The 24907-nt window shown below is 72.1% G+C and carries 19 protein-coding genes; 16 read left to right on the top strand and 3 right to left on the bottom strand.

Features of this window, described 5'->3' with window-relative positions:
• The first annotated feature begins 261 nt into the window (after positions 1-261).
• The 8 genes from N4G66_RS41405 (at position 262) to N4G66_RS41370 (ending at position 14109) form a co-directional block, all read left to right on the top strand.
• The gene (locus N4G66_RS41405) at positions 262-1671 is read left to right on the top strand and encodes an ABC transporter substrate-binding protein (protein WP_261709473.1); all 1410 of its coding nucleotides are present in this window, start codon (positions 262-264) and stop codon (positions 1669-1671) included.
• A 7-nt stretch (positions 1672-1678) separates the two neighbouring features.
• Positions 1679-3019, top strand: a complete 1341-nt coding sequence (locus N4G66_RS41400; RefSeq protein WP_261709472.1) for a carbohydrate ABC transporter permease — start codon at positions 1679-1681, stop codon at positions 3017-3019.
• 88 nt (positions 3020-3107) lie between these two features.
• A complete protein-coding gene (locus N4G66_RS41395; RefSeq protein ID WP_261709471.1) occupies positions 3108-4019 on the top strand; it encodes a carbohydrate ABC transporter permease in 912 nt (303 codons plus the stop codon).
• Between the two features lie 151 nt (positions 4020-4170).
• Complete coding sequence (locus N4G66_RS41390; protein ID WP_261709470.1) at positions 4171-6477, top strand: bifunctional glycosyltransferase/CDP-glycerol:glycerophosphate glycerophosphotransferase; 2307 nt, start codon at positions 4171-4173, stop codon at positions 6475-6477.
• A 123-nt stretch (positions 6478-6600) separates the two neighbouring features.
• Positions 6601-8760, top strand: a complete 2160-nt coding sequence (locus N4G66_RS41385; RefSeq protein ID WP_261709469.1) for a bifunctional glycosyltransferase/CDP-glycerol:glycerophosphate glycerophosphotransferase — start codon at positions 6601-6603, stop codon at positions 8758-8760.
• Position 8761: 1 nt separating this feature from the next.
• The gene (locus tag N4G66_RS41380; protein WP_261709468.1) at positions 8762-10972 is read left to right on the top strand and encodes a bifunctional glycosyltransferase/CDP-glycerol:glycerophosphate glycerophosphotransferase; all 2211 of its coding nucleotides are present in this window, start codon (positions 8762-8764) and stop codon (positions 10970-10972) included.
• Positions 10973-11082: 110 nt separating this feature from the next.
• Complete coding sequence (locus N4G66_RS41375; RefSeq protein WP_261709479.1) at positions 11083-12339, top strand: hypothetical protein; 1257 nt, start codon at positions 11083-11085, stop codon at positions 12337-12339.
• 84 nt (positions 12340-12423) lie between these two features.
• A complete protein-coding gene (locus N4G66_RS41370) occupies positions 12424-14109 on the top strand; it encodes a hypothetical protein (RefSeq protein WP_261709467.1) in 1686 nt (561 codons plus the stop codon).
• 33 nt (positions 14110-14142) lie between these two features.
• Here the strand turns inward: N4G66_RS41370 and N4G66_RS41365 are convergent, their stop codons facing one another.
• Positions 14143-14556: an organic hydroperoxide resistance protein gene (locus N4G66_RS41365; RefSeq protein ID WP_261709466.1), complete on the bottom strand. Its 414-nt coding sequence runs from the start codon at positions 14554-14556 to the stop codon at positions 14143-14145.
• Positions 14557-14681: 125 nt separating this feature from the next.
• On the opposite strand from N4G66_RS41365, the gene N4G66_RS41360 reads away from it, so the two are divergent.
• A complete protein-coding gene (locus tag N4G66_RS41360) occupies positions 14682-15179 on the top strand; it encodes a MarR family winged helix-turn-helix transcriptional regulator (protein ID WP_261709465.1) in 498 nt (165 codons plus the stop codon).
• Here N4G66_RS41360 and N4G66_RS41355 read toward each other — a convergent pair.
• Positions 15073-16662 carry a glycosyltransferase family 39 protein gene (locus N4G66_RS41355; protein WP_261709464.1) on the bottom strand — a complete coding sequence of 530 codons (1590 nt, stop codon included), beginning with the start codon at positions 16660-16662 and terminating at the stop codon, positions 15073-15075. The two genes, N4G66_RS41360 and N4G66_RS41355, sit on opposite strands and share 107 nt — an antisense overlap.
• Positions 16663-16755: 93 nt before the next feature.
• Here N4G66_RS41355 and N4G66_RS41350 point away from each other — a divergent pair, with 93 nt between their 5' ends.
• From N4G66_RS41350 to N4G66_RS41330, 5 genes are all read left to right on the top strand, one after another.
• Positions 16756-18036, top strand: coding sequence for a glycosyltransferase 87 family protein (locus tag N4G66_RS41350; RefSeq protein ID WP_261709463.1), 1281 nt, complete (start codon positions 16756-16758; stop codon positions 18034-18036).
• A gap of 44 nt (positions 18037-18080) precedes the next feature.
• Positions 18081-19676, top strand: a complete 1596-nt coding sequence (locus tag N4G66_RS41345; protein ID WP_261709478.1) for a glycosyltransferase family 2 protein — start codon at positions 18081-18083, stop codon at positions 19674-19676.
• 134 nt (positions 19677-19810) lie between these two features.
• Positions 19811-20791 carry a UDP-glucose 4-epimerase GalE gene (gene galE, locus N4G66_RS41340; RefSeq protein WP_261709462.1) on the top strand — a complete coding sequence of 327 codons (981 nt, stop codon included), beginning with the start codon at positions 19811-19813 and terminating at the stop codon, positions 20789-20791.
• A 134-nt stretch (positions 20792-20925) separates the two neighbouring features.
• Positions 20926-21870: an ADP-ribosylglycohydrolase family protein gene (locus N4G66_RS41335; RefSeq protein WP_261709461.1), complete on the top strand. Its 945-nt coding sequence runs from the start codon at positions 20926-20928 to the stop codon at positions 21868-21870.
• 46 nt (positions 21871-21916) lie between these two features.
• The gene (locus tag N4G66_RS41330) at positions 21917-22585 is read left to right on the top strand and encodes a class I SAM-dependent methyltransferase (protein WP_261709460.1); all 669 of its coding nucleotides are present in this window, start codon (positions 21917-21919) and stop codon (positions 22583-22585) included.
• A gap of 136 nt (positions 22586-22721) precedes the next feature.
• Here the strand turns inward: N4G66_RS41330 and N4G66_RS41325 are convergent, their stop codons facing one another.
• Positions 22722-23378, bottom strand: a complete 657-nt coding sequence (locus tag N4G66_RS41325; protein ID WP_261709459.1) for a TetR/AcrR family transcriptional regulator — start codon at positions 23376-23378, stop codon at positions 22722-22724.
• 172 nt (positions 23379-23550) lie between these two features.
• Here N4G66_RS41325 and N4G66_RS41320 point away from each other — a divergent pair, with 172 nt between their 5' ends.
• Entirely contained in the window at positions 23551-24471 is a 921-nt protein-coding gene (locus N4G66_RS41320) for an ABC transporter permease (protein WP_261709458.1), read from the top strand.
• A gap of 1 nt (position 24472) precedes the next feature.
• Positions 24473-24907: ATP-binding cassette domain-containing protein (locus tag N4G66_RS41315; RefSeq protein WP_261709477.1), on the top strand; the 435-nt coding region annotated here is incomplete at its 3' end.

Genomic DNA, 24907 nt, shown 5'->3' with positions numbered 1-24907 from the left:
TTCAGCCCGCGCACCGCGGGGCTTCTTCGGGTCCTGCCCGTCACCGCGCGGGTCCCGGCGCTGTGCGCGGACCGGGGCCACGGGGAAGGCCGGCTCGCCTCTCTGGCGCGCTTCGGTATCCATGACCCCACGTCACGACCCAATCACGATCGCGTACTTGACAGCACCGGCGGTCTTGCCGCCCCCGAGCGACCTGGCGTAGACCGGAGCGCACGGGGCAGCCGCTTTGACGTTCAACGAAGAACGAAGAACGGGGCAGTGATGCGCAGCAATCCTCAGATACGCAGGTCGCCCGATCACTCCACGCGCCGCTCGCGCAGAGCCGCACAGGCCGCCGCGGCCGTCGTTGTCACAGGTGCTCTCACGCTCACGGCGTGCGGTGGCGGCAACGGCGACGAGGGCAAGGGAAACGACAAAGGCACGGGTACGGAGAGCACCGGCGCCGGCTCCGTCACCCTCCCCAAGCTCGACGGCGCCACCCTGGAAGTCGCCGCGGTATGGACAGGGGCGGAGCAGGCCAACTTCAAGAAGGTGCTGGCGGAGTTCGAGAAGCGCACGGGCGCGAAGGTCACCTTCGTACCGGCGCAGGACCCGATCATCAACTTCCTCGGTTCGAAGATCGCGGGCGGAGCGCCCCCGGACGTGGCGCTGCTCCCCCAGGTCGGCGCGGTCAAGCAGGCCGTCGAGAAGAAGTGGGCCAAGCCCGTGGGCGCGGACGCGCAGGCGCAGTTGACGAAGAACTACGCACCGGGCTGGCAGAACCTCGGCAAGGTCGACGGCAAGCAGTACGCCGTCTACTTCAAGGCCGCCAACAAGTCGCTGGTCTGGTACAACACCAAGGTCTTCGAGAACGCGGGGGCCAAGGAGCCCACGACCTGGAAGGAGTTCCTGACCGCCGCGCAGACGATCTACGACTCCGGGGTCACCCCCCTCTCGGTCGGCGGCGCCGACGGCTGGACGCTCACCGACTGGTTCGAGAACATCTATCTCTCCCAGGCGGGACCCGAGAAGTACGACCAGCTCGCACAGCACAAGATCAAGTGGACGGACCCGTCCGTGAAGGACGCGCTGACCACGCTCGCCCAGGTGTGGGGCAACAAGAACTTCGTCGCGGGCGGCGCGGACGGCGCCCTCCAGACGGAGTTCCCGGCCTCGGTGACCCAGACGTTCACCGGCGGCGACCAGCCGAAGGCGGGCATGGTCTTCGAGGGCGACTTCGTGGGTGTGAACATCGCGGAGACCAAGGCGAAGATAGGGACGGACGCGAAGGTGTTCCCGTTCCCGGCCGTCGGCGACAAGGCGCCCGTGGTGAGCGGCGGCGACGCGGCCGTGCTGCTGAAGGAGTCCAAGGCGGGCCAGGCGCTGCTGACCTTCCTCGCCTCGCCCGACGCGGCGACGATCTGGGCGAAACTCGGCGGCTATCTCTCCCCCAACAAGACCGTGGCCGACTCCGCGTATCCGAACGTGGTCCAGCGGTCCATGGCCAAGGCCCTGATCGCGGCCGGCGACGACTTCCGCTTCGACATGTCCGACCAGGCCCCCCAGGCCTTCGGCGGAACGCCCGGCAAGGGCGAGTGGAAGGACCTGCAGGACTTCCTGAAGAACCCGAAGAACGTGGCGGGGACACAGGCCAAGCTCGAGTCGGACGCCGCAGCGGCCTACAAGGGCTGATCCGGCGATGACGTCGGCAACGGCCGGAGGCACCGCACCGGTGCCTCCGGCCCGTACACGCAAGAGTGTGACCGGCACCCGCAAGGCCGTGGTGGCGCTGTTCCTGCTGCCCGCCCTGGTGCTGCTCGGCGCGCTCGTGGTCTACCCGATCGGGTACTCGGTCGTCCGCAGCTTCTACGACCAACAGGGCGACGGGTTCGCCGGGTTCGACAACTACAAGGCGCTGTTCACCGACGACGGCATCCGCACGGCGCTCAAGAACAACGTCATCTGGGTGGTGTTCGCCCCGACGGTGGCGACCGCGCTGGGGCTGGTCTTCGCGGTGCTGACCGAACGGGTGCGCTGGGGAACGGCGTTCAAGCTGGTCGTCTTCATGCCGATGGCGATCTCGATGCTGGCTGCGGGCATCATCTTCCGGCTGGTGTACGACCAGGACCCGGCCAAGGGCGTCGCGAACGCGGTGTGGGTGGGGGTGCACGACACCTTCGCCCCGTCGTCGGCGTTCCCGAAGGCCCACCCGGGCCGGCAGTCGCCGCTGGAGCCCGAGAAGGGCGGCTTCATCACCCGGGGGGCCGTGCACACCGGGCAGTCCGTCACTCTCCCGCTCGTCGGTGTCGCCCCGGACCAGCTGCCGGACAGCGCCAGGAAGGCGGTCCAGGCCGCGTCCGCGCCCGGCAGGATCACCGGGACGGCCTGGCAGGACTTCACCCGTGGCAAGGGCGTCGGCCGGCTGGGTCAGGTGGACCCGGGCGAGCTGGGCTACTCCGGGATGAGGATCGAGGCGGTCAAGGACGGCAAGGTCGTCGACACGGCGAAGGTCGGTGACGACGGCACGTTCTCGCTCCCGGGCACGGCGGACGGAGCCCGGCTGCGGCTCCCGGCGAGCAACTTCAAGGAGCCGTACAACGGCGTCGACTGGCTCGGCCCGTCCCTGGTCACCCCGGCCATCATCGGCTCGTACGTCTGGATGTGGGCGGGCTTCGCGATGGTGCTGATCGCGGCGGGGCTCGCGGGAGTGCCGCGCGAGCTGCTTGAAGCGGCCCGGGTCGACGGGGCGAACGAGTGGCAGGTGTTCCGCAGGGTCACCGTGCCGCTGCTCGCGCCGGTGCTCGCGGTGGTCGCCGTGACCCTGATGATCAATGTGCTGAAGGTCTTCGACCTGGTCTTCATCATCGCGCCGGGCTCCTCCCAGGACGACGCGAACGTGCTGGCCCTGGAGCTGTACCGCAAGGGCTTCTCGGAGGATCAGCCGGGCATCGCGAGCGCCATCGCGGTGTTCCTGCTCCTGCTGGTGATCCCGGTGATGCTGTTCAACGTTCGCAGGCTCAGGCGGGAGGTACGGCGGTGAGCCCAAGCCTCTTTTCCGGCCGGGGGTCCGGGGGTTGTCCCCCGGGAAGACACAGCAACGTTCGCAGGCTCAGGCGGGAGGTGCGGCGATGACCACGCATGCCGGACGGCTGGCGGAGACCGTGCCCGCCGCCGCGGTGAACAGGGCGAGGCCCTCGCTCGGTTCACGGATCGCGAGCGGTGTCAGCGGGGGCGTCGTCCGTGTCTTCCTGCTGCTCGTCGGCCTGTTCTGGCTGGTGCCGACGATCGGGCTGCTGCTGTCCTCGCTGCGCAAGCCGGAGGACATGAGCGCGAGCGGCTGGTGGAAGGTGTTCAGCGCGCCCTCGCAGCTCACCGTGGACAGCTACCAGAAGCTCCTGGAGAACAGCGACATCACCAACTCGCTGCTCAACACGGTATTGATCACGGTCCCGGCGACGCTCCTGGTCGTCGTCATCGGCTCGCTCGCGGGCTACGCCTTCGCCTGGATGGAGTTCCCGGGCCGCGACTGGTGGTTCCTCGGCGTGGTCGGGCTGCTGGTCGTGCCGGTGCAGGTGGCGCTGATCCCGATCGCCGAACTCTTCGGGAAGATCGGCGTCTTCGGGTCCATCACCGGCGTGGTCCTCTTCCACGTCGGATACGGCCTGCCCTTCGCGGTGTTCCTGCTGCGGAACTTCTTCGCCGAGATCCCGCGGGAGCTCCTGGAGGCGGCCCGGCTGGACGGCGCGGGTGAACTGCGCCTGTTCACAAGGGTCGTGATGCCGCTCGGCGGTCCCGCCATCGCCTCGCTGGGGATCTTCCAGTTCCTGTGGGTGTGGAACGACATGCTGGTCGCGCTGGTGTTCTCCGACTCGGGGAGCCAGCCCATCACGGTCGCGCTCCAGACGCAGGTACGCCAGTTCGGCAACAACATCGACGTGCTGGCGCCGGGCGCCTTCATCTCGATGGTGGTCCCGCTGGCCGTGTTCTTCGCGTTCCAGCGGCAGTTCGTCTCCGGAGTGATGGCGGGCGCGGTCAAGTAGGCGGATCCGAGCAGCGTTTGAGGGGCGGGCCGGACACCGGCCCGCCCCTCACCGTCCACCCGCCGTCCCCCGGATGCCACATCTGGCGTAACCAAGTCACCCCTTCGGCCGTTCCCGGGCAGGTATGCCCGCGCCGACCCATGGATGTCCCGTGCCCAGGTTCAGTGTCATCGTCCCCGTGTACAAGGTTCAGGCGTACCTGCACGAGTGCCTTGAATCCGTGCTCGAGCAGTCCTACCTGGATCTGGAACTCATCGCGGTCGACGACTGTTCGCCCGACGCCTGCGGGGCGGTCATCGACGAGTTCGCGGCCCGCGACGCCCGTGTCCTCGCCGTGCATCTTCCGGAGAACGTGGGGCTCGGACGCGCCCGCAACGCCGGTCTCGAACGCGCCACCGGCGACTACCTGATCTTCCTGGACAGCGACGACAGTCTCACTCCGAACGCGCTGCGGGCCATCGCCGACCGGCTGAAGGAGACCGGCGAACCGGACGTCCTGGTCTACGACTACGCCCGCACGTACTGGTCGGGCGAGGTCGTGCGGAACCAGGCCTCGGCGCAGCTGGCCGAGGAGGGCCCGGCGCCGTTCCGGCTGGACGAGCGGCCCGGACTGCTCCGGCTGCTGATGGTGGCGTGGAACAAGGCGTACCGCCGGGAGTTCGTCGAGCACGCGGGCCTCGCCTTCCCCCCCGGGTACTACGAGGACACGCCCTGGACGTACCCGGCGCTGCTGTCCGCCGGGACGATCGCCACCCTCGACCGGGTCTGTGTGCACTACCGCCAGCGGCGGCACGGCAGCATTCTCGGCACCAGCAGCCGTCAGCATCTCGATGTCTTCGAGCAGTACGACCGTGTCTTCGCGCATGTCGACGCCCACCCGGAACTGGACCGGTGGCGCCCGGTGCTGTTCCGGCGCATGGTCGACCACTTCGCCACGGTGTTCGTGAAGCGGGGCCGGCTGCCGCGCGCCGCCCGGGCCGAGTTCCTGCGCAAGGCCCGTGAGTACTACCGCCGTTACCGCGTCCCGGGAGCACCGGCCGGCCCGCGCGCCCGGTTGCGGCACGCGCTGGTCGGGCTCGGCACGCACCGCACGTACCGCCTGCTCTCCTTCCTGTCGCGGGTCCGCAAGAGAACCGTGCGGCTGACCGGCGGGCTGCTGCGCGCGGTGCGCGGCGCCGCGCTCCGGTTCCACTACCGCGTGCAGCTCCGTCTCCCGCTGCGCGCCGACCGTGCCGTCTTCTCCAGCTACCGGGGCCGGGGCCACGGCTGCAGTCCGGGGGCCCTGGAGTCCGCGTTCCGCGGGTTCGCGCCGCACATCCGCACGACGTGGGTCGCGGACCTCGAACACCACCACACCATCCCGGCCGCGACGGGCCGGCTGCGTCCCGGCACCGCGGGGTACTGGACGGCGCTCGCCCGCTCCAAGTACCTGGTGAACAACGTCGACTTCGACCGGCGACTGGTCAAGCGCCCCGGCCAGATCATCATCCAGACCCAGCACGGGACACCGCTCAAACGGATGGGGCTCGACCTCCAGGACCGTCCGGCCGCCGCGCGCGGCACCGACTTCACCGAGCTGCTGCGCAGCGCCGACAAGTGGGACTACTGCCTGTCCGCCAACCGCCACTCCACGCTGGTCTGGGAGCGCGCCTTCCCCTCCTCGTACACGACGCTGGAGTACGGGCTGCCGCGCAACGACGTTTTCCAGCAGGCGACTTCGGCCGACGTGGACCGGCTGCGCGAGTCGCTCGGCATCCCCCCGGGCGCGATCGCCGTGCTGTACGCCCCGACCTACCGCGACTACCGGCGCACCCAGCGCCACGCCCTCGACCTGGAGCGTGTGCTGCGTCGGCTGGGCCCGCGTTTCGTGCTGCTGACCCGCGCCCATCACACGTACGGGGCGCCGCTCGATGACAGGACGGGCGGCCGGATCGTCGACGTGTCCGGGCATCCGAGCGTCGAATCCCTGTGCCTCGCCTCGGACGCGCTGGTCACCGACTACTCGTCCCTGATGTTCGACTACGCGGTCCTGGACCGGCCGATCGTCGTCCTCGCGGACGACTGGGAGGCGTACGAGGCGGCCCGCGGCACCTACTTCGACGTGCGGGCCTTCCCGCCGGGCGCCGTCGCGCGCAGCGAGGACGAGCTGATCGACATCTTCGCGACCGGTCACTGGCGCGGCTCGCACTCCGCGCAGTTGCGGGCCGCGTTCCGCGAGCGGTTCTGCCCGTACGACGACGGGCGCGCCGCCGAACGTGTCGTACGGCATGTGGTGCTCGGCGAGACGGCCTCCGTGCCGCCCTTCGTCCCGTTCGCCGAGCGCCGCCCGGTCCCCTCGGCCGCGGCGGTCCTCCTCCGCGTCCAGGACTCCGCCCTGCCGGCGGGTACCTCCGCCGCCCAGCCGCTCGGGAGCGTTCCGGGTCCAGGTGCCGCCGTTCCCCTGACCGAGACCCACTGAACCGGAGTCCGCGTGCCCTCCAGTCCGTCGCGGCCCACGCCCACCCGGCCCTCCACCTGGCGGCCGACCGGGCGCCCCGGGCGATGAATCCCCCGTTCGGCGCCCCTTGAGAGAAAGAGCAGAATGCCCCGCTTCAGCGTCATCGTGCCCACCTTCGAAGTCGCCGGGCGACTGGCCCGCGCGCTGGACTCGGTCCTGACCCAGTCCTTCGGCGACTTCGAGCTGATCCCGGTCTGCGACGAGCCGGACTCCCCGGCCGCCGCGGTCGCCGCCGCGTACGCGGAGCGGGACTCCCGGGTGGTCCCGGTCCATTCGCCGCCGTCGGGCGGGCTGAGCGCGGCGCGCAACGCCGGGATCGCGGCGGCGGCCGGCGCGTACGTGCTCTTCCTCGACGGCGACGACGACCTGGTGCCGGGCGCGCTGGCCGCCCTGGACGCGGGGCTCCAGGCCGACGTGGACGTCCTCTGGTTCGGGCATCAGCGGGTGCACTGGTGGGAGGGCGAGCCGAGCACGCCCCCGCTCGACAAGGCCCCGGAGGTCCTCGGCGTGCACGTTCCGGCGTGGAGCGCCGCGTACCGGCGCGGCTTCCTCGCCGAGCACGGACTCGCCTTCCCCGAAGGACATTTCACGGACACGGGCTGGGGCGGCCTGGTGACGGTGGCGGCCGGGCGGTCGGCCCTGCTGCGCACGGTCTGCGTACGGCATCACCTGCGCCGCCAGGGCAGCCGGCTCAACGCACCGGGCGAGCACCACTTCGAACTCCTCGACCAGGTCGAGCGGGTCCTCGTCCGGGCCTCGGAACGGACCCTGCCCGCGGCCCGGTCGAAGGGGCTGTTCGGCCAGCTCTTCTCCCTGGTCCTGAAGACGGCGGCGCACCCCGCCCGGGTGCCCGCGCGCCGCCGCCGCGCCTTCTTCCGCCGGGCGGGCAAGCTCTACCGACACCACCGCCCGGCCGGGTTCCGGGTGCCGGCGGGCAGTCTCGGTGTGCAGCACCGGCTGCTCGCGGCGGGCGCGTACAGCGCGTTCCGTGCGCTGCGCGGCACGAACCGGGCCGTCTCCGGGGTGGTCCGGCGGGTGCCCCGCGCGAGGACGCTGCGCACCCGCGCGCTCTACGCCGTCCAGCTGCGCCGCCCGCTCGACGAGAACCTCGCGGTGTACTGCGCGTACTGGGGCCGGGGTTACGCCTGCAACCCGGCGGCGATCCACGCCAAGGCCCGCGAACTCGCCCCGCACATCCGCTCGGTGTTCCTCGTCGAGCCGGAGGCGGTGGACGCACTGCCGAAGGGCATCGAGCACGCGGTGATCGGCAGCCGGCGCGGCTGGGAGGTGCTGGCCCGCGCCAAGTACCTCGTCAACAACGCCAACTTCGCGGACGGGGTGGTCAAACGCCCCGGCAGTGTGCACGTCCAGACCCAGCACGGCACACCGCTGAAGAAGATGGGTGTCGACCAGTCGACGTATCCGGTGGTGGCCGCCGCGACCGGCAGCTTCGCCAAGCTGCTGTCCCGGGTGGACCGCTGGGACTACAACCTCTCCTCCAACCGGCATTCCACCCAGATGTGGGAGCGGGCCTTCCCGGGCGGCTACGAGGCCCTGGAGTACGGCTATCCGCGCAACGACGTCTACTGCACGGCGACCGCCGAGGACGTGGCCGGGATCCGCGAGCGGCTCGGGGTGCCCGAGGGGAAGACAGCACTGCTGTACGCGCCCACCCACCGCGACTACAGCACCGGCTTCGCGTCCCGGCTCGACCTGGAGGCCTTCTGCGAGGAGATCGGCGAGGAGTTCGTCGTCCTGCTGCGCGCCCACTACTTCTACGACGAGGGCCGCGGTCGCGGCTCCCGGCGGATCATCGACGTGACCGGGCACCGGTCCTCCGAGGACGTCTGCCTGGCCGCCGACGCGCTGATCACGGACTACTCGTCGATCATGTTCGACTACGCCAACCTCGACCGCCCGGTCGTCGTGTACGCGGACGACTGGGAGGTCTACCGGGAGACGCGGGGCGTCTACTTCGACGTGCTGGAGGAGCCGCCGGGCCGGGTGGCGCGCACCCCGGGCGAGCTGGCCGCGCTCTTCACCGACGGCTCCTACGCGGATCCGGCCGCCGCCGCGCTGCGGGCCCGGTTCCGTGAGCGGTTCTGCCAGTTCGACGACGGCAGGGCCGCCGAGCGGGTGGTGCGCAGAGTGCTGCTGGGCGAACCCCCCGAGGCGATCCCGCCCGTCCTGCCGCTCGCCGAACGTGTCCCGGCTCCCGCCGCGTCCACCCTCGTAAGGAGCTGACGTGCCCCGCTTCAGCGTCATCGTCCCCGTCTTCAAGGTGCAGGGCTTTCTGCGCGAGTGCCTCGACTCGGTCCTGGACCAGTCGTACACGGACCTCGAGATCATCGCCGTCGACGACTGCTCCCCGGACGGCTGCGGCGCGATCCTCGACGAGTACGCGGCCCGCGATCCGCGTTTACGGGTGCTGCATCTGCCGGAGAACGTGGGGCTCGGGCGCGCCCGCAACGCCGGGATGCCGCTCGCCGGCGGGGACTACCTCCTCTTCCTGGACAGCGACGACACCCTCACGCCGGGCGCGCTGCGCGCCGTCGCCGACCGCCTGGACGAGACCGCCGACCCGGATGTGCTGGTCTTCGACTACGCGCGCACCTACTGGTGGGGCGGCACCCGCAGGAACGTGCTGGCCCGGGTGCTCGCGGAGGCCGGCGCCGACACCTTCTCGGCGGCCGAACACCCGGAGATCCTCGACCTGTTGATGGTGGTGTGGAACAAGGTCTATCGCCGCGCGTTCGTCGAACGGGAGAGCTTCGCCTTCCCGCCCGGGTACTACGAGGACACGCCCTGGACGTTCCCGGTGATGCTGAGTGCCGGACGGATCGCGACCCTTGACCGGATCTGTCTGGCCTACCGCCAGCGTCGCCAGGGCAACATCCTGTCCACCACCAGCCGCAAGCACTTCGACATCCACGACCAGTACGAGCGGGTCTTCGCGTTCGTCGGCTCCCGGCCGGAGCTGTCGGACTGGCGCCCGTATCTGCACCACAAGATGGGTGAGCACTGCCTCGACATCCTCTCCAAGGAGGACCGGCTCCCGCAGGGCGACAAGGCCGAGTTCTTCCGGCTGACGGCGGCGCTCTTCCGCAAGCACAAGAGCGGTCCCGTACCGTCCGAACTGCGCGTCCTGGAGGGCGGATTCACTCGCTACCGGGTGCGGAGGCAAGCGGGCCGCGCGGGCCGGGAGCTCGGCCGGCGCGGGCAGCAGGCGCGCCGGATCCTCGCCGCGCGCGTCAAAGGCAGCTGGTCCGCGGTGCACGAACACCGGCCGCTGGACCCGCACTTGGCGGTGTACTCGGCGTTCTCGCACCGCGGGCTCCTCGGTGATCCGGCGGCGGTGTACGCCGCGGCCCGGGAGCTCGCCCCGCATCTGCGCGGGGTGTGGGTGGTGCGCGACGAGGAGCAGGCCGCGCTGCTGCCGCCGGGGACCGAGCACGTCCTCCCCGATTCGCTGCGCTACCGCCAGGTCACCGCGCGGGCCACGTACTTCGTGAACAACGTCAACTGGCCCGGCTCCCTGGTCAAGCGCCCCGGCAGCGTCCACATCCACACCCACCAGGGCACTCCGCTGAAGTACATGGCCGCGGACCTGCTGCACAAACCGGGCGCCCGGCACGGCCTCGACGTGCCGCAGATGCTGCGCCGCGCCGACCGCTGGGACTACAGCCTGGTCGCCAACCGGCACTCGGAGCTGGTGTGGGACCGCGCCTACCCCTGCCACTTCACCTCGCTGCGCACCGGCAGCCCGCGCAACGACGTCCTCGTGCGGGCCCGGCCCGAGGACGGGGCGGCGGTCCGCGCCCGTCTCGGGATCCCGGCCGGCAACCGGGTGGTGCTGTACGCGCCGACGCGCCGCGACTATCTCCGCGGCGGCCATGTCGACCGTCTCGACCTGGCGCGGTTCGCGGACGATCTCGGCGCGGACCACACCCTTGTCGTACGGCTGCATCCCTCGCTCGCGGAGGGTCCGCCGCGCGGGATGGGGCTGGCCGAACTGCACCGGCGCGGTGTCGTGTTCGACGCGACCGACGAACCGCGCGTCGAGGACCTGATGCTCGCCTCGGACACCCTGGTGACCGACTACTCGGCCCTCATGTTCGACTACGCCAACCTGGACCGGCCGATCGTGCTCCTCGCGGACGACTGGGGCGCGTACGCGGCGAGCCGGGGCGCCTACTTCGACATCACGACCGACGCACCGGGTCATGTGGCGCGCTCGCAGCGGGAGTTGGTGCGGATGTTCACGTCGGGGGCCTGGCGGGACGGCGAGTCGGCGCGGCTGCGGGCGGGATTCCGGGCGCGGTTCTGCGAGTTCGACGACGGCCGGGCCGCCGAGCGGGTGGTGCGGACGCTGATGCTCGGCGAGCGGGCCGCCGGTCCGGCCGCGGTCGTCCCGGTGCCCGCACAGGCGGACCACGACGTCCTCACGTCGTCATGAGCAGCCCCGTGAAGGGCCCCGTGAACGGCACCACGAGCGGCTCCGTGAGCGCGCGTCCCCGCCGGGTCCGGGTGCGGGCCCTGCGCGCACCGCGTTCGGCCCGCGCCCGGGTGATCCTCGTCGCCGTCGTCTTCGCCGTCCTCCAGCTCGCCAACCTCACCTCCCGGGACACCCCCGACACGAAGAACTACCTTTCGTACGCGCTGAGTCTGCGCGGCGAGAGCAAGCAGGAGGCCGCCGCGCTGACGATCGACTACGTCTGCGCGGGAAAGGCGTCCGTCGCACGGCGCAACCAGGCCGTCGACGTGGTGCGCTTCCACCGCGCGAGTCCGACCCGGCGGGTCGTCGCGGAGTGCCGGCGCGACGAGTGGCGGGGCGTGTCCGCGCGGCTCGCGGCCGGGCAGACGGCGGGACACACCGTGCCGTTCATGTCGGCCCGCTTCATGCGGATCTTCGAGGCGCGGCCGGGGTATCCGATGCTGCTGGTGCCGTTCGTCACGGTGCTGGGGGTGAAGTGGGGCCTGTGGGCGTCGGGCGTCGCCGTGACGGTGGCCGGGGGCGTGCTCGTCTTCCTGCTCCTGCGCACCCTGCGCGTCTCCACCGGCGCGGCTCTGACCGGGCAGGCCCTCTTCTACGTCCTGCCGTGCGGTACGACGGCGATGCGCCCGATGACCGAGGGCCTGATGATGGCCGTGACCCTCGCGGCGCTGTGGGGCTGCGCGCTGGTGCTGGAGGGCCGTGCGCGGGCCGGGACCTGGCTGGCCGGCGGCTCCCTGGCGGTCCTCTTCACGGTGAAGCACTCGCAGGCGCTCTTCCTCGGGCTGTGCCTGACCGCTGCCTGCGCGGTGCTCCTGGCGCGCCGCCGCCGGTGGGACGGGCCACTGCGGACCCTCGGGGTGGTGGCGGGCTGCGGCGTGCTGGCCATCGTGCTGCTCGCGAGGGCGCTGCACTACCCGTCCGAGTCGGAGAGCGTGCAGGACCTGCTCACGGGGCATTACGCCCGCCCGGACCGTGCCCGTCCATGGCCGGAGTTCCTCCATCTGGAGGTCGCCTTCTGGGTGGAATGGGTGCGCCGCCAGTTCTGGGAGCCGCTGTTCCTGACGGCTGTGGTCGCGGCCGGCTGGGGGGCGCTGCGCCGGTATCCCGCCTTCGCCGTCTTCCTGCTGGCGGCGGCGGGCACCGGGGTGCTCAACCAGGCGGCGCACCCCGACATCAACGTCTGGGGCGACCGGCTGATCGTGCTGCTGTGGCTGCTGCCGGCGGTGGGTCTTCCGCTGCTCCTCGACGCGGTCGTCCGGCCGGGCGCGCGGGCACTCGGCCGCACGGTTCCGGGGCCCTCGCGCGGGGACACCGAGGTCGCCCGATGAGGTGATCTCGGGCTAGGCGGCCGATCGGGGCGGGCATATACGGCAGATGCCTGAAACCGCCGCTCCCGTCTCCCCCACCGCCCGATGAGCACCGATGTCGTCGTCCGGCGTGGGGCCGTCCGCGGTGCGACCGCGCTGCGCGGCAGAGGCTCCTGGCGTCCGACGCCGTACCAGGTCTTCGGCGGCCTGTTCTGGCTTGTGATGACGCTCGCCCACTGGCGGATCCCGCTGTGCTGCGACGCGGGCCAGCACGCGGCGGTCGTCGAACGACTGCGGGCGAACCTGTTCCACCCGCGGCACCCGATGGCGGACCTGCCGGGCGCGGGCAGCCCGTACTACTCGCCGTACGCGGTGGCGCAGGGCGCCTTCGCCCGGCTGACCGGTCTCGGCGGCTGGGCGGTGGTGCGGCTGTCGGGACCGGTCAACCTGCTGGTGCTGCTGACCGGCGTCGGCCGCTTCGCGCGGGTGCTGACACCCCGCCGCTGGGCGCCGGTCCTGTGTCTGTTCGCGATGGTGCTGCTGTGGGGCACCGAGCGGGCCTGGTGGAGCGGCTACCTCGGGCTGATGTCGATGACCGGGAACCTCGGCTATCCCTCGACGTTCGCCATCGGACTGGCCTTCTGGGCCTGGGCGTTCACGGGCACGCGCGCGGCGGGCACCGGAGGCCTCGTCCGGTACGTGGGCCCGAGCGGCCTCAGGAGCTGGTGGGGGTACGCGGCCCTCGGCGCCCTGTACGGACTGATCCTGCTCGTGCATCCGATCACGTCGATCGCGGCGGTGCTCGGCGCGGTGGCGTTCGTGGCGGGCGGGCAGCGCGGCCGGCGGCCGGCCGTGGCGGGCCGGTGGCTGCTGACGGGCGCGGTGGCACTCCTCGTCGCGTACGCCTGGCCGTACTTCGACGTCTTCGCGCTGACCGGGGACCGCAGCGTGGACGCCATGCACGAGCGGCTCTACGAGGGGATGCCCGGACACTTCTGGCTGGCGCTGACCGGGGTGCCCGCACTGTGGCTGCGGGCCCGGCGCGCCCGGCGGAGCGAGGGGCACGGGTGGCGCGATCCCCTGGTGCTGATGTTCGCGCTGGAGTGCGCGGCGGTGGCGTACGGCTGGGTGAGCGGGCACTACACGTACGGCAGGATCCTCGGGCTCACGCTGGTGCCGCTCCAGTTCGCGCTCGGGGTGGAGCTCGCGGCGCCGCGGCCGTGGGGACCGGGGCGGCGGGTGCTGGGCGCCGCCGCGGCCGCCTGCGCGCTGGCCGGCTTCCTCACGGTGCAGGCCGGGGCGGTGGTGCCGCGCTCGCTCGACCCGCTCGACTTCGACCAGCCGCCGCGCTGGCCGACGTACGACTGGGCGGCGCGGCACATCCGGCCGGGCGAGGCGGTCATCGCGGACGGGTACTACTCCGTCCATCTGATCGCGGGCTACGGCCCGGATCTCGCCGCGCCCGCCTGGCCCGACCCCGCCCTCGACGAGGCCGAGCGGCTGCGCCGGCTCGCGGCCGTCCGCGCCTATCTCGCCCCGTCCTCGACCCGGGCCGGGCGCACCGCCGTCGCCCGCCGGTACCACGTCCGCTGGCTGCTGCTGACGCGCTGGCGGCGGGTGCCCGAGGAGGCGACGGTGGTTGCGTGGAGCCGGGAGACCGGCGAGGTGCTGGCCCGGATCGGCCCGGGGCCCGGCACCCGCACCGGTGCGGCGGCCGGTGCAGGAGCCGGCGCGAAGGATGGTGCGGGTGCCGGGGCGAAGGCCGGTGCGGTGGTCCGTGCCGCTCGATGACGAACCGTCCCGCACCGGCCTGCTCGATGCCGGTTACTCGATGACGAGCTCGACGGGGATGTTGCCGCGGGTGGCGTTGGAGTAGGGGCAGACCTGGTGGGCCTGCTCGACCAGCTTGCGGCCGGTCGCCTCGTCCACGGTGTCGGGCAGCTCGACGCGGAGCGTGACGGCCAGGCCGAAGCCCTCGCCCTGCTTGCCGATGCCGACCTCGCCGGTCACCGCGGCCTGGGTGACGTCGACCTTCGCGGCACGGCCGACCAGGCCGAGGGCGCTCGCGAAACAGGCGGCGTAGCCCGCGGCGAACAGCTGCTCGGGGTTGGTCCCCTGGCCGCTGCCGCCCATCTCCACCGGAATGCCCAGCTGGAGGTCGAGCGTGCCGTCGGAGCTGACGGCGCGGCCCTCGCGGCCGTGGGTGGCGGTGGCGACAGCGGTGTAGAGCGCGTCCATGGGGACCATCCCTCTCAAGTCGAAATCCTGGCGGGGGCTGCCGGTCCGGCGGCCCCACGACCAGAATTAGAGCACGCAATTTAATTGTGCACAACTAAATTGCTCGCAAGAGCTATCCTGAGGGCATGACCGCAACGCCCGCCCCGAGCCCCGAGGCCCCTGCGGCGGGGGACTTCCTCCGCCTCGACGAACAGATCTGCTTCTCGCTGAACGCCGCCTCACGCGCCTTCGGCGGCGTCTACCGGGTACTCCTGAAGGACCTCGGGCTCACCTACCCGCAGTACCTGGTGATGCTGGTGCTGTGGGAGCACGGCGAGCTGCCCGTGAAGAAGGTCGGCGAGCATCTGCGGCTCGACTCGGGGACCCTGTCGCCGCTGCTGAAGCGGCTGGAGACGGCGGGGCTCGTACGGCGGGAGCGCAGCGCGCGGGACGAGCGGTCCGTGCAGGTGGGGCTCACCGAGGAGGGTGCCGCGCTCCGGGAGCGCGCGCTGTCCGTGCCGCGCCGGATCGCGGCCGCTACCGGGGCGGACCTGGAGGAGATCCGAGAGCTCCGGGCCCGGCTCGACCGACTGACGGCAGCCCTGGACGAAGCCGCCCTGTCGGAGGCACCGGGATGTACGTAGGCCTGCGCACATAGAGGCGCAGCGTCACCCCTTTGCGGACGACCTGCTCCCGGGGCACGAACTGCCCGCCGACCACGGCGAGTTTGAGGCGCTCGGTCGCGCTGTCCGGGGACCATGCCCGATGCGTCGCGAAGGGCGCGACGACCAGCCACAGATGGTCGAGCCGCTCCAGCCTGCGGCGCAGTTCACCGGGGTCCGCCTCCTGGCCGTACAGCGTGCCGGAGGCGGGCGCCGGGACGCTCAGCGCGATGTCACGGATCCCGCGGAAGCCCTTCGGGTACGCCAGTGCCGCGCGCCGCGCGAGCGAGGGCAGGAACAGCACCGGGTCGCCGGGGCGCAGTTCGCGGTGGGCGAGGGCGGAGACGGCGGCCAGGTTGTCGGGGCGGCGGTCGGGGCTGCGGTCCTGGCGCAGCAGCGGGAGCTGGACGGCGAAGACGAGGGTCACGGCGAGGACGCCGGTGAGGACCGCGTGGGGCAGCGGCCGCGGCAGCCTCGTCGCGAGGTACTCGGCTCCGGCGGCCGCGAGCAGCGGGGCCCCGGCGAGGGCGTAGAAGACGTACCGCTCGTCGTAGAGCGGCCTCCAGTGCGACACGGTCAGCAGTACCGCCGGGGGCACCGCGGCCAGGGGCAGGGCGACGGCCGGCAGCGAGAGAGTGCCTCGCCGGGTCCGCACCGGCCGCAGGGCGAGGACGGCGAGGGCCAGGTACGGCACGATCACGAGCCGGGCCGGGCCGGTGAATGCCGCGAGCAGGCGCTCCGCGCTCCCGAGGCCGGTGCGTGACAGCCAGGAGACCTGCGCGGACTGGCCCCGGGAGACCAGGACCAGGGGCGTCAGCACCAGGGTCACGGCCACTGCGGCGAGGAGCCAGGCCCGCCACACCCTCGCCGGTACCCGGGCGAGCGCCAGCGTCGCGGCATGGGCGAGGAGCAGGAGCAGGGCCATTTCGTGCAGCAGGCAGGTGGCGGCGACCGTGGCTCCGTACGCGCACCAGGGTCCGGGCCGGGTGGACCGGGCGGCCCGCACCAGCAGCAGGGTCGCTCCGGCCGTCCCGGCCGCGACGAGCGCGTAGGAGCGGCCCTCCTGGGCGAAGTGGCCGGTCATGGGCGTGACGGCGTACAGCAGGCCCGCCCACAGACCGACGCGCGGGCGGCACAGGCGCACGCCGAGGGCGGCCACGAGCCCGGCGGTCGCGGCGGCACCGCAGACGGACGGCAGGCGCAGGGCGATCTCGCCGGGGTGCGGGGCGAGGACGGCGTGCATGAGGAGGTAGTACAGGCCGTGCACGGCGTCCACGGTGTGCAGCAGATGCCAGATCTGGGGCACCGAGCGCCGCGCGACCTGGAAGGTCACCGCCTCGTCGCGCCACATGGCGCCGCGGTCGAGCCCCCAGAGCCCGATCACGAGCATCACCAGGGCGGGCAGGAGGACGGCCCCCGCCTCCGGACGCCGAGCCGCCGACCGCCTCGCCCACGCATACACCATGGGAGCGATTTTTTGCTATTAAACAACCTTTAACCGGTATTGACGGCGTATCGCGCCGTATGACCCATCCATGCGGCTTACGATCCGGGCTTGATGAGCGTCTTCCGGAACCCCCGCCCGCTTGCCCTCGCCGCCGCCTGGCTCGCCACCCGCGCTCTGATGCTGTGGCTCCTCGCCCACGACCACCTCGCCCCGCTCGGCGGGGGCGGGGTGTCCAGCGAGGTGGGTCATCTGTACTTCCGCTGGTACGGCGTCCTGTCGCAGGGCGCGTTCCCGGTGGGCGACCGGCTGTGGCAGTACCCGCCGGGCGCCGGGCCGGTGCTGCTGGCGCCCGCGCTGCTGCCGTGGCTGACGTACTTCACGGCGTTCGTGACGCTCACGCTCGCCGCCGACGCGGTGATCGCCGTCGTCCTCACGCGCGCGGGTCGGCGGGCCGGCCGCAGTCTGCGCGGCGCCCGGCTGTGGGTACTGGGCCTGCCCCTCCTGCTGCACATCCCGCTCGCCCGGTACGACGTGCAGGTCACCGCCTTCGCCGTGGTCTCCCTGCTGACGCTCTCGCGCCGACCGCGCGTGGGCGGCGCGTTCGCCGCGATGGGGGCCCTGGTGAAGGTCTGGCCCGCGCTGGCGCTGATCGGCGCGCCCCGGGGCCGCACCACCCGTCAGGTGTGGACATCGGCGGCGGTCACCGCGTCCGCGCTGCTCGCCGTCCTCGCGGCCGTCTTCGACGGCCCGTTCGACTTCCTGCGCCAGCAGAGCGGCCGGGGTGTGCAGATCGAGTCGCTCGGCGGCACGGTGCTGGGCTTCGCGCGCCGCGCCGGATGGCCGGGGACGGTCCGCTACCAGTACGGCGCGATGGAGTTCGTCGGGCCGTACGTCGGCGTCGTCGCGGCCTGCTCGCTCGCCCTGACGGTCGCCGCGTTCGGGCTCGTGCTGCTGTGGCGCGTACGGGCACGACGCTGGACGACGGCCACCCCGTACGACGCGGCACTCACCGCCGTCCTGCTGTTCACCGTGACGAGCCGGGTGATCAGCCCCCAGTACATGGTGTGGCTGCTGGGCCTCGCCGCCGTCTGCCTGACCTCGCGGCACACCACGCAACGCCCGGTCGCCGCGCTGATCGTGGCGGCGACGGCGGTCAGCTCGGTCGTGTACCCGGGGTTCTACGGCGAAGTGGTGCGCAGCACCTGGACGGGCTGCCTGCTGATGCTCGTACGCAATGGCCTGCTGGCGACGGCGGCGGGGGTGTCGCTCCTACGGCTGTGGCGGTCGGGCCTGTCCACGGCCGCCGCGGACCGCACCACGTCGGCAGGGGCGGGCACGCGGTCCACACCGAATTCCCGCCGCGCTCCGAACAAGACAGTGACTGCCTCTTAACGGAGAATTACCCGCAATCCTTACGATTCCGGCCCGTGGATCACATGAACCCTCACCATGCGAAGGTCAGCGTCGTCGTCATCGGGTACGACGACGCCGCTCATGTCGCGGACGCCGTGCGCTCGGCGCTCGCCCAGGGCCCGGCCGTCCGCGAGGTGATCGCGGTGGACGACCGCTCGACGGACGGCAGCGCGGCGCTCCTCGACGCCCTCGCCGACGCGGAGCCGCGCCTGACGGTGATCCACCGCCCGGCCAACAGCGGAGGCTGCGGCAGCCCGCGCAACGACGGCATCGACGCGGCCACGGCCCCGTACGTGATGTTCCTGGACAGCGACGACGTCCTGCCGCGCGGCGCGGTGGACGCGCTGCTCGGCGCCGCCGGGGAACACGAGGTCCAGGTCGCGGCCGGACTGTGCGTGCGCCGCGAACTCCCCTCGGGCCGCGAGGTCCCCTGGGAACGCGAGCTCTACGCGCGGCCCGCCCTGATATCCCACCCCGCGCGCCGCCTCCGGCTCGCCCACGACACCCTCTGCGTCAACAAGCTGTACCGCACCGACTTCCTGCGCGAGCACGGCATCCGCTTCCCCGAGGGCCGCTACCCCTACGAGGACTTCGTGTTCACCGCGCGGGTGCTGGCCGCCGCGCCACGCATCGCGCTGATCCCCGACACGGTGTACATCTGGCACGTCCGGCGCACCGCCGACCACCTGTCCATCTCGCTCGACCGCGCCGGCATCAGCAACTGGCGGGCACGGACAGAGGCGAACCAGGCGGCGTACGAGACCCTCCTGGGCGCCGGGGAGAAGCAGCTCGCGTGGGCCGTGCACGCCAAGTTCCTCGACCACGAGCTGCGGATGTACACGCGCGAGCTGGAACTGCGCACTCCCGAGTACCGGACTGCCTGGTGGGACCTCACGCGCGCCTATCTGTCGAGGTTCGACGCGGCCGACTTCACCGTCGACCCGGCCGCCCCCGGCCGCCTCGTCGCCCGAGTGCTCCTCTCCGCCCCCACCCCGCGCGACCTGCCCCGCCTCAAGGAACTGGCGGCCCGCCCGGCACGGTTGCTCCCGCCCTACGCCCGCGCCTCCGACGGCACCCCCGTCTGGTCCTCCGACCTCCCCCAGGTCACCCTGGACCACTTCCTCGACCGGCCGGCCCACCTCCTGCCCGCCGCCGTCGACGCGGAACTGCGGCCCCGCGCGTGGGGCACCCGGCTGCGGCTGCGCCTGCACGAGCTGTACGGGCGGATGGCGGAGGCCGGTCCCGCCGCGGTGGACGTGGAGTTCGTCCACCGGGAGGAGGGACGGGTGGGCCTGAGCGGCACAGCGTCCCTGGTGGCCGACCGTTACGGCGACACCTGGTCGGCGGAGATACCGGTGGAGCTGTCGGCGCTGGGCGCGGGCACCTGGGATCTGCGCCTGGTCGTGCTCTTTCACGACGGCACGAGCCGGGAGGTGTCGGCGCACGCGCGCGGCGGCCCCGGTCTGCTGAGCCGCCGCGCTGTTCCGGACGTTCACCACGGTGTTCTCCTCGTACAGCCGTACCGGACGCACGCGGGGGCACTGGGTCTGCGGACGGCGTCCGGTTGGCGAGGAATGACCGAAGTGCTGTCCCGAAGGCTCCGTCGCCTGCTTCACTGATACGCGGACGCGGAGACGCGACGCGCGAACGCGGACACCGCACGCGCGCCCCGCCCCTGCCCGGCCGCACGGCACCACACCGGACCACACACGCGACAGCACCACGAGCTCATTGACGAGGGGAACGGCCGCACATGACCTGGCTGATCACCGGCGGCGCCGGCTACATCGGAGCGCACGTCGTCCGCGCGCTGCGCGAGGCGGGCGAACAGGCCGTGGTGTACGACGACCTGTCCACGGGAATCGCGGAGCGGGTGCCGTCGGACGTGGCGACGGTGGTCGGCTCGACCCTGGACGGCGAGCTGCTGGCCCGGACGCTCGCTGAGCACTCCGTCACCGGTGTCGTCCACCTGGCGGCGAAGAAGCAGGTCGGCGAGTCCGTGGAACTGCCCCTGCACTACTACCGGGAGAACGTCGAGGGCCTGCGCGTGCTGCTGGAGGCCGTGACCGCGGCCTCCGTGTCCGCCTTCGTCTTCTCGTCCTCGGCCGCGGTGTACGGAATGCCGGACGTGGAACTGGTGACGGAGGAGACACCGTGCGTGCCGATGAGCCCGTACGGCGAGACGAAGCTGGCGGGCGAGTGGCTGGTGCGCGCGACCGGCCGCGCCACAGGTCTGTCCACGGCCTCCCTGCGCTACTTCAACGTGGCAGGCGCGGCGACCCCCGAACTGGCCGACGTGGGCATCTTCAACCTCGTCCCCATGGTCTTCGAGAAGCTGACGGAGAACGCTCCGCCGCGCATCTTCGGCGACGACTACCCGACGCCCGACGGCACCTGCGTCCGCGACTACATCCACGTGGTCGACCTGGCCGAGGCGCATGTGGCCGCGGCCCGCGCCCTCCAGTCCTCCCCCGGCACCGATCTGACCCTCAACATCGGCCGCGGCGAGGGCGTCTCGGTCCGCGAGATGATCGACCGCATCAACGCCCTCACCGGCTACGACCGGCCCCCTGTCACCACCCCGCGACGCCCCGGCGACCCGGCCCGCGTCGTCGCCTCCGCCGAGCGCATCTGCGTCGAACTGGGCTGGAAGGCCCGTTACGACGTCGAGGACATGATCACCTCGGCCTGGTCCGGCTGGCTCCGCCACCACCCGGGCGCAAGCCGGACCTAGCACGGACCGGACCCCCTCCCCCCGCTGAACCGGACCACCGCTGAACTGCCTTTCCCAGCCACCCTCTTGCCCGCACCCCTCCCGTTCGCCGCCCTACCCTCGCCCCTTCCCGTTCGCCGCCCTACCCTCGCCCCATGACCGCCACCGGCACCATCCTCGGCTCCGCTGTGGGCGACGCGCTGGGCGCGCCCTTCGAGTTCGGCCCGGAAGGCGCGTTCACCCGACGCTTCCCGGTACCCGGGCAGGGCGGGGAGATGTGCGGGGGCGGCGGCTGGGACCCAGGTGAGGCGACAGACGACACACAGATGGCCGTCCTGGTCGGCGAGTCGCTGATCCGGCACGGCCGCCTCGAACTCCCGGACCTGTTCGACCGGTTCCGGCGGTGGGCGGCGGCCGACCCCAAGGACATCGGCCTGCAGACCGAAGCGGTCCTGACGAGCGGCGATCCCTGGGATTCGGCGGCCGCCCTGCATTTCCAGGTGAACCAACGCGCCGCCGGGAACGGCTCGTTGATGCGGGCGTCGACGTCCGCCGTGTTCTTCGCCCCGTACGGCAGAGACGCCACGATGTCCGCCGCCCGCCGCATCGCCGCGCTCACCCACGGCGACCGCGCCGCCTGGGAGGGCACGGCGATCCTCCACGAACTGATCCGCGTCGCCCTGCTCGGGCACGACCCCCTCACCGCCCTCCCGGACACCCTCGACGCCGTCCACCCGGACCACCGGGCCCGCTACGCCACGGTCCTCGACGCCGGCTGGCATCCCGACAGGGCAACGGAGTTCAACGGCGCCGTGTGGCCCTGTCTCGGCTCGGCCGTATGGGCGCTGCGGACCACGGGCTCCTTCGAGGACGCCGTACGCGCGGCGATCGACCTCGGCGGCGACACGGACACCGTCGCGGCGGTGACGGGCGCACTCGCGGGAGCGGTGCACGGAGAGGGCGCCTTGCCCGAGCGGTGGACCGAGGCACTGCACGTACCCCTGCCGGGCTGGGGCGGGCGGGTGCTGCGGGCGGCCGAACTCACCGACCTCGCACGCAGGTTGACGGGGAAACGGCCCACTGGGGAGCGCATGCCCTGAGCGAACGGCGCCCATCGCCCGGAGCGGTGTCCCTACCCTCGATGCCATGGAATCCAGGGCGACGTACGACGCACACGCCGACTGGTACAACGAGTTCATGTCGGCGGGCACGGCCGGGAAGTACATCGAGCGGGTGCACGCCACCGTCGGGGAACTGCTGGGCCCCGGCACGGGGACCTGCCTGGACATCTGCTGCGGCACGGGGGCGCACGCTCCGGCCCTGGCCGGACAGGGCTGGACACCCGTGGGCGTGGATCTGTCCGGGGGCCAACTGCGGCACGCGGTGGGGAGGTTGCCCGTGGCGCTGGCCGACGCGACCGCGCTGCCGTTCGCCGACGGCTCGCTGCCCGCCGCCGTGTGCGTGCTCGCCCACACCGACCTGCCCGACTACGCCGCCGTCCTGCGGGAAGCGGCCCGTGTACTGCGGCCCGGCGGACGATTCGTGCACCTCGGGGTGCACCCGTGCTTCATCGGCGCGTTCGCCGACTGGAGCGGGCGTCCGAGGATCGTCGTCGACGAACGGTACGCCGACCGCTCCCGCAGCTTCGCCGCGTGGAACCCGGCCGGCGTCCGGGCCCGTGTCGGCGCCTGGCACCTGCCGCTCGCGGACCTCCTCAACGCCGCCACCGCGGCCGGCCTCCGACTGGTGCGCACCGCAGAGGCGGGTCCGGGCGGAGTCCCCGACCTGTTCGGCCTCCTGGCCGTGAAGAACTGAAGAACCGAAGGAGCGAGGGAGTGAGGGAGCGAGGAGCGAGGGAGCGAAGGAGCGAGGGGCGAAGGGCGAAGGGCGAAGGGCGAAGGGGCTGAGCAAGGCACCGTCGGCAGGCCGGAGGACCGTCCCCCCGCTCAGCTCACAGCGCCTTCAGCGCCGCCGCTGTCGCGCGGGCCAGGCTGGCCAGGTAGCCCTTCGGGACCTTGGGGCCGCGGACCACCACCGCGCGCCAGTAGAGCGGGCCGGACATCAGGTCCAGCGCGAGTTCGACGTCGACCCCCTCGCGGATCTCGCCCCGCGCGACGGCCGACGCGACGATCCCGTTCGACACCGACTGCTGGCCCTGCCGCAGCGCCTGCTGCATGGCGTCCGCGATCTCGGGATTGCGGGCCGCCTCGGCCTGGAGGTCGGGGATGATCTGGCCGGCGACCGGGTGCCGCAGGGCGCGCGAGGTGACCTCGTACAGCAGCCGCAGGTCGCCCTCGAGGGAGCCGGTGTCCGGAGCGGGAAGCCCCTGGACCGCGACCGCCGAGACCAGGTCGAGCACGAGATGGAGCTTGGAGCGCCAGCGCCGGTACACCGCGGTCTTGCCGACGCCCGCACGGCGGGCGATGCCCTCGATCGACATCCGGGCGTAGCCGACCGACGCGAGTTCCTCGAAGACGGCGGCGCGGATGGCCTCGGTGATGTCCTCGCGGAGAACGGCCGCACCGGCGGGAGCCCGGCGACGCGGGGCCTTCCCGGCGGCAGGCGCGGGCGTGGCGGCACTCGCGGCTGTATCGGCGTTCGTCGTCATACAGACCAGCATAGGGCGTTACGACGAAACGGTTGCGTTCCGACGTCGACTGGGCCTACTCTCGCGTTACGACGATACGGTCCCGTTCCGACGCAAGAAAACGGCAAGAAACGCCGTCGGAATCGTTCGGGACGGACCGCGCGCCCCCACCCCCCGAGCGAAAGCAACGGATGTGAGCCAGGTTCTCAACACACCGCCCCCGGCAGCGTCACCGGCCTCCCCCGCCGACGACGCCGCGGCCATCGCCGCCCGGTACGGCCTCACCGTCAGCGGCGCACGCCCGAGCCTGCCCGCGTACGTCCGCCAGCTGTGGGCACGGCGCCACTTCATCACCGCCTTCGCCACCGCCAAGCTCACCGCGCAGTACAGCCAGGCGAAGCTCGGCCAGGTCTGGCAGGTGGCGAACCCGCTGCTGAACGCGGCGGTCTACTACTTCATCTTCGGTGTGCTGCTCGGCACCAAGCACGGCGTGCCGGACTTCGTGCCGTTCCTGGTCACCGGAGTCTTCATCTGGACCTTCACCCAGAGCTCGATCATGGCGGGCACCCGGGCGATCTCCGGCAGCCTCGGCCTGGTCCGCGCCCTGCACTTCCCGCGCGCCGCGCTGCCGGTGTCGTACGCCATCCAGCAGCTCCAGCAGCTGCTGTTCTCGATGGCCGCGCTGGTCGTCATCCTGCTGTGCTTCGGCGTACCGGTGAGCGCGTCGTGGCTGCTCATCGTGCCCATCCTGACGCTGCAGTTCGTCTTCAACGTGGGCATGGCGATGGTCATGGCACGCATGGGCGCCAAGACGCCGGACATCGCGCAGCTCATGCCGTTCGTACTGCGCACCTGGATGTACGTCTCCGGTGTCATGTGGAGCATCGCCTCGACGCTCAAGCACAGCCACACGCCGCACTGGGCGATGGTCGCCCTGGAGAGCAACCCGGCCGCCGTCTACATCGACCTGACGCGCTACGCGCTGATCGACAGCTTCCACGCCAACCAGCTGCCGCACCACGTGTGGGCGCTGGCGGTCGGCTGGGCCCTGCTCGCCGGAGTCGGCGGCTTCATCTACTTCTGGAAGGCCGAGGAGACGTACGGACGTGGCTGACATGGCTGACACCCTCACGCAGGACGCGCGGCCCCAGGGCGCGACCGGTACCGCCGACGCGCTCGTGCCCACCGTCGTCGCCGACCACGTGGACATCGTCTACCGGGTCAACGGCACCGGCGCCGGGCGGGGCAGCGCCACCGCCGCGCTCAACCGCATGCTGCGGCGCAAGCAGACCGAGAAGGCCGCGGGCGTACGCAAGGTGCACGCCGTCAAGGACGTGTCCTTCACCGCCTACCGCGGCGAGGCCATCGGTCTCATCGGCACCAACGGCTCGGGCAAGTCCACTCTGCTCAAGGCGGTCGCGGGCCTGCTCCCGGTGGAGAACGGCAAGATCTACACCGACGGCCAGCCCTCGCTGCTCGGCGTGAACGCGGCTCTGATGAACGACCTGACGGGCGAGCGGAACGTCTACCTCGGCGGCCTCGCGATGGGC

It is taken from the genome of Streptomyces rhizosphaerihabitans, assembly GCF_025399795.1.
In the GTDB taxonomy this organism is placed as follows: domain Bacteria; phylum Actinomycetota; class Actinomycetes; order Streptomycetales; family Streptomycetaceae; genus Streptomyces; species Streptomyces rhizosphaerihabitans.
This window is presented reverse-complemented; position numbering and strand designations above follow the sequence as displayed.

What these genes read in the sequence shown, in the direction of transcription:
- N4G66_RS41405 (WP_261709473.1), top strand. Translation starts at nt 262, where the DNA reads ATGCGCAGCAATCCTCAGATACGCAGGTCGCCCGATCACTCCACGCGC.
- N4G66_RS41400 (WP_261709472.1), top strand. Translation starts at nt 1,679, where the DNA reads ATGACGTCGGCAACGGCCGGAGGCACCGCACCGGTGCCTCCGGCCCGT.
- N4G66_RS41395 (WP_261709471.1), top strand. Translation starts at nt 3,108, where the DNA reads ATGACCACGCATGCCGGACGGCTGGCGGAGACCGTGCCCGCCGCCGCG.
- N4G66_RS41385 (WP_261709469.1), top strand. Translation starts at nt 6,601, where the DNA reads ATGCCCCGCTTCAGCGTCATCGTGCCCACCTTCGAAGTCGCCGGGCGA.
- N4G66_RS41370 (WP_261709467.1), top strand. Translation starts at nt 12,424, where the DNA reads ATGAGCACCGATGTCGTCGTCCGGCGTGGGGCCGTCCGCGGTGCGACC.
- N4G66_RS41365 (WP_261709466.1), bottom strand. Translation starts at nt 14,556, where the DNA reads ATGGACGCGCTCTACACCGCTGTCGCCACCGCCACCCACGGCCGCGAG.
- N4G66_RS41360 (WP_261709465.1), top strand. Translation starts at nt 14,682, where the DNA reads ATGACCGCAACGCCCGCCCCGAGCCCCGAGGCCCCTGCGGCGGGGGAC.
- N4G66_RS41355 (WP_261709464.1), bottom strand. Translation starts at nt 16,662, where the DNA reads ATGGTGTATGCGTGGGCGAGGCGGTCGGCGGCTCGGCGTCCGGAGGCG.
- N4G66_RS41350 (WP_261709463.1), top strand. Translation starts at nt 16,756, where the DNA reads ATGAGCGTCTTCCGGAACCCCCGCCCGCTTGCCCTCGCCGCCGCCTGG.
- N4G66_RS41345 (WP_261709478.1), top strand. Translation starts at nt 18,081, where the DNA reads ATGAACCCTCACCATGCGAAGGTCAGCGTCGTCGTCATCGGGTACGAC.
- galE (WP_261709462.1), top strand. Translation starts at nt 19,811, where the DNA reads ATGACCTGGCTGATCACCGGCGGCGCCGGCTACATCGGAGCGCACGTC.
- N4G66_RS41335 (WP_261709461.1), top strand. Translation starts at nt 20,926, where the DNA reads ATGACCGCCACCGGCACCATCCTCGGCTCCGCTGTGGGCGACGCGCTG.
- N4G66_RS41330 (WP_261709460.1), top strand. Translation starts at nt 21,917, where the DNA reads ATGGAATCCAGGGCGACGTACGACGCACACGCCGACTGGTACAACGAG.
- N4G66_RS41325 (WP_261709459.1), bottom strand. Translation starts at nt 23,378, where the DNA reads ATGACGACGAACGCCGATACAGCCGCGAGTGCCGCCACGCCCGCGCCT.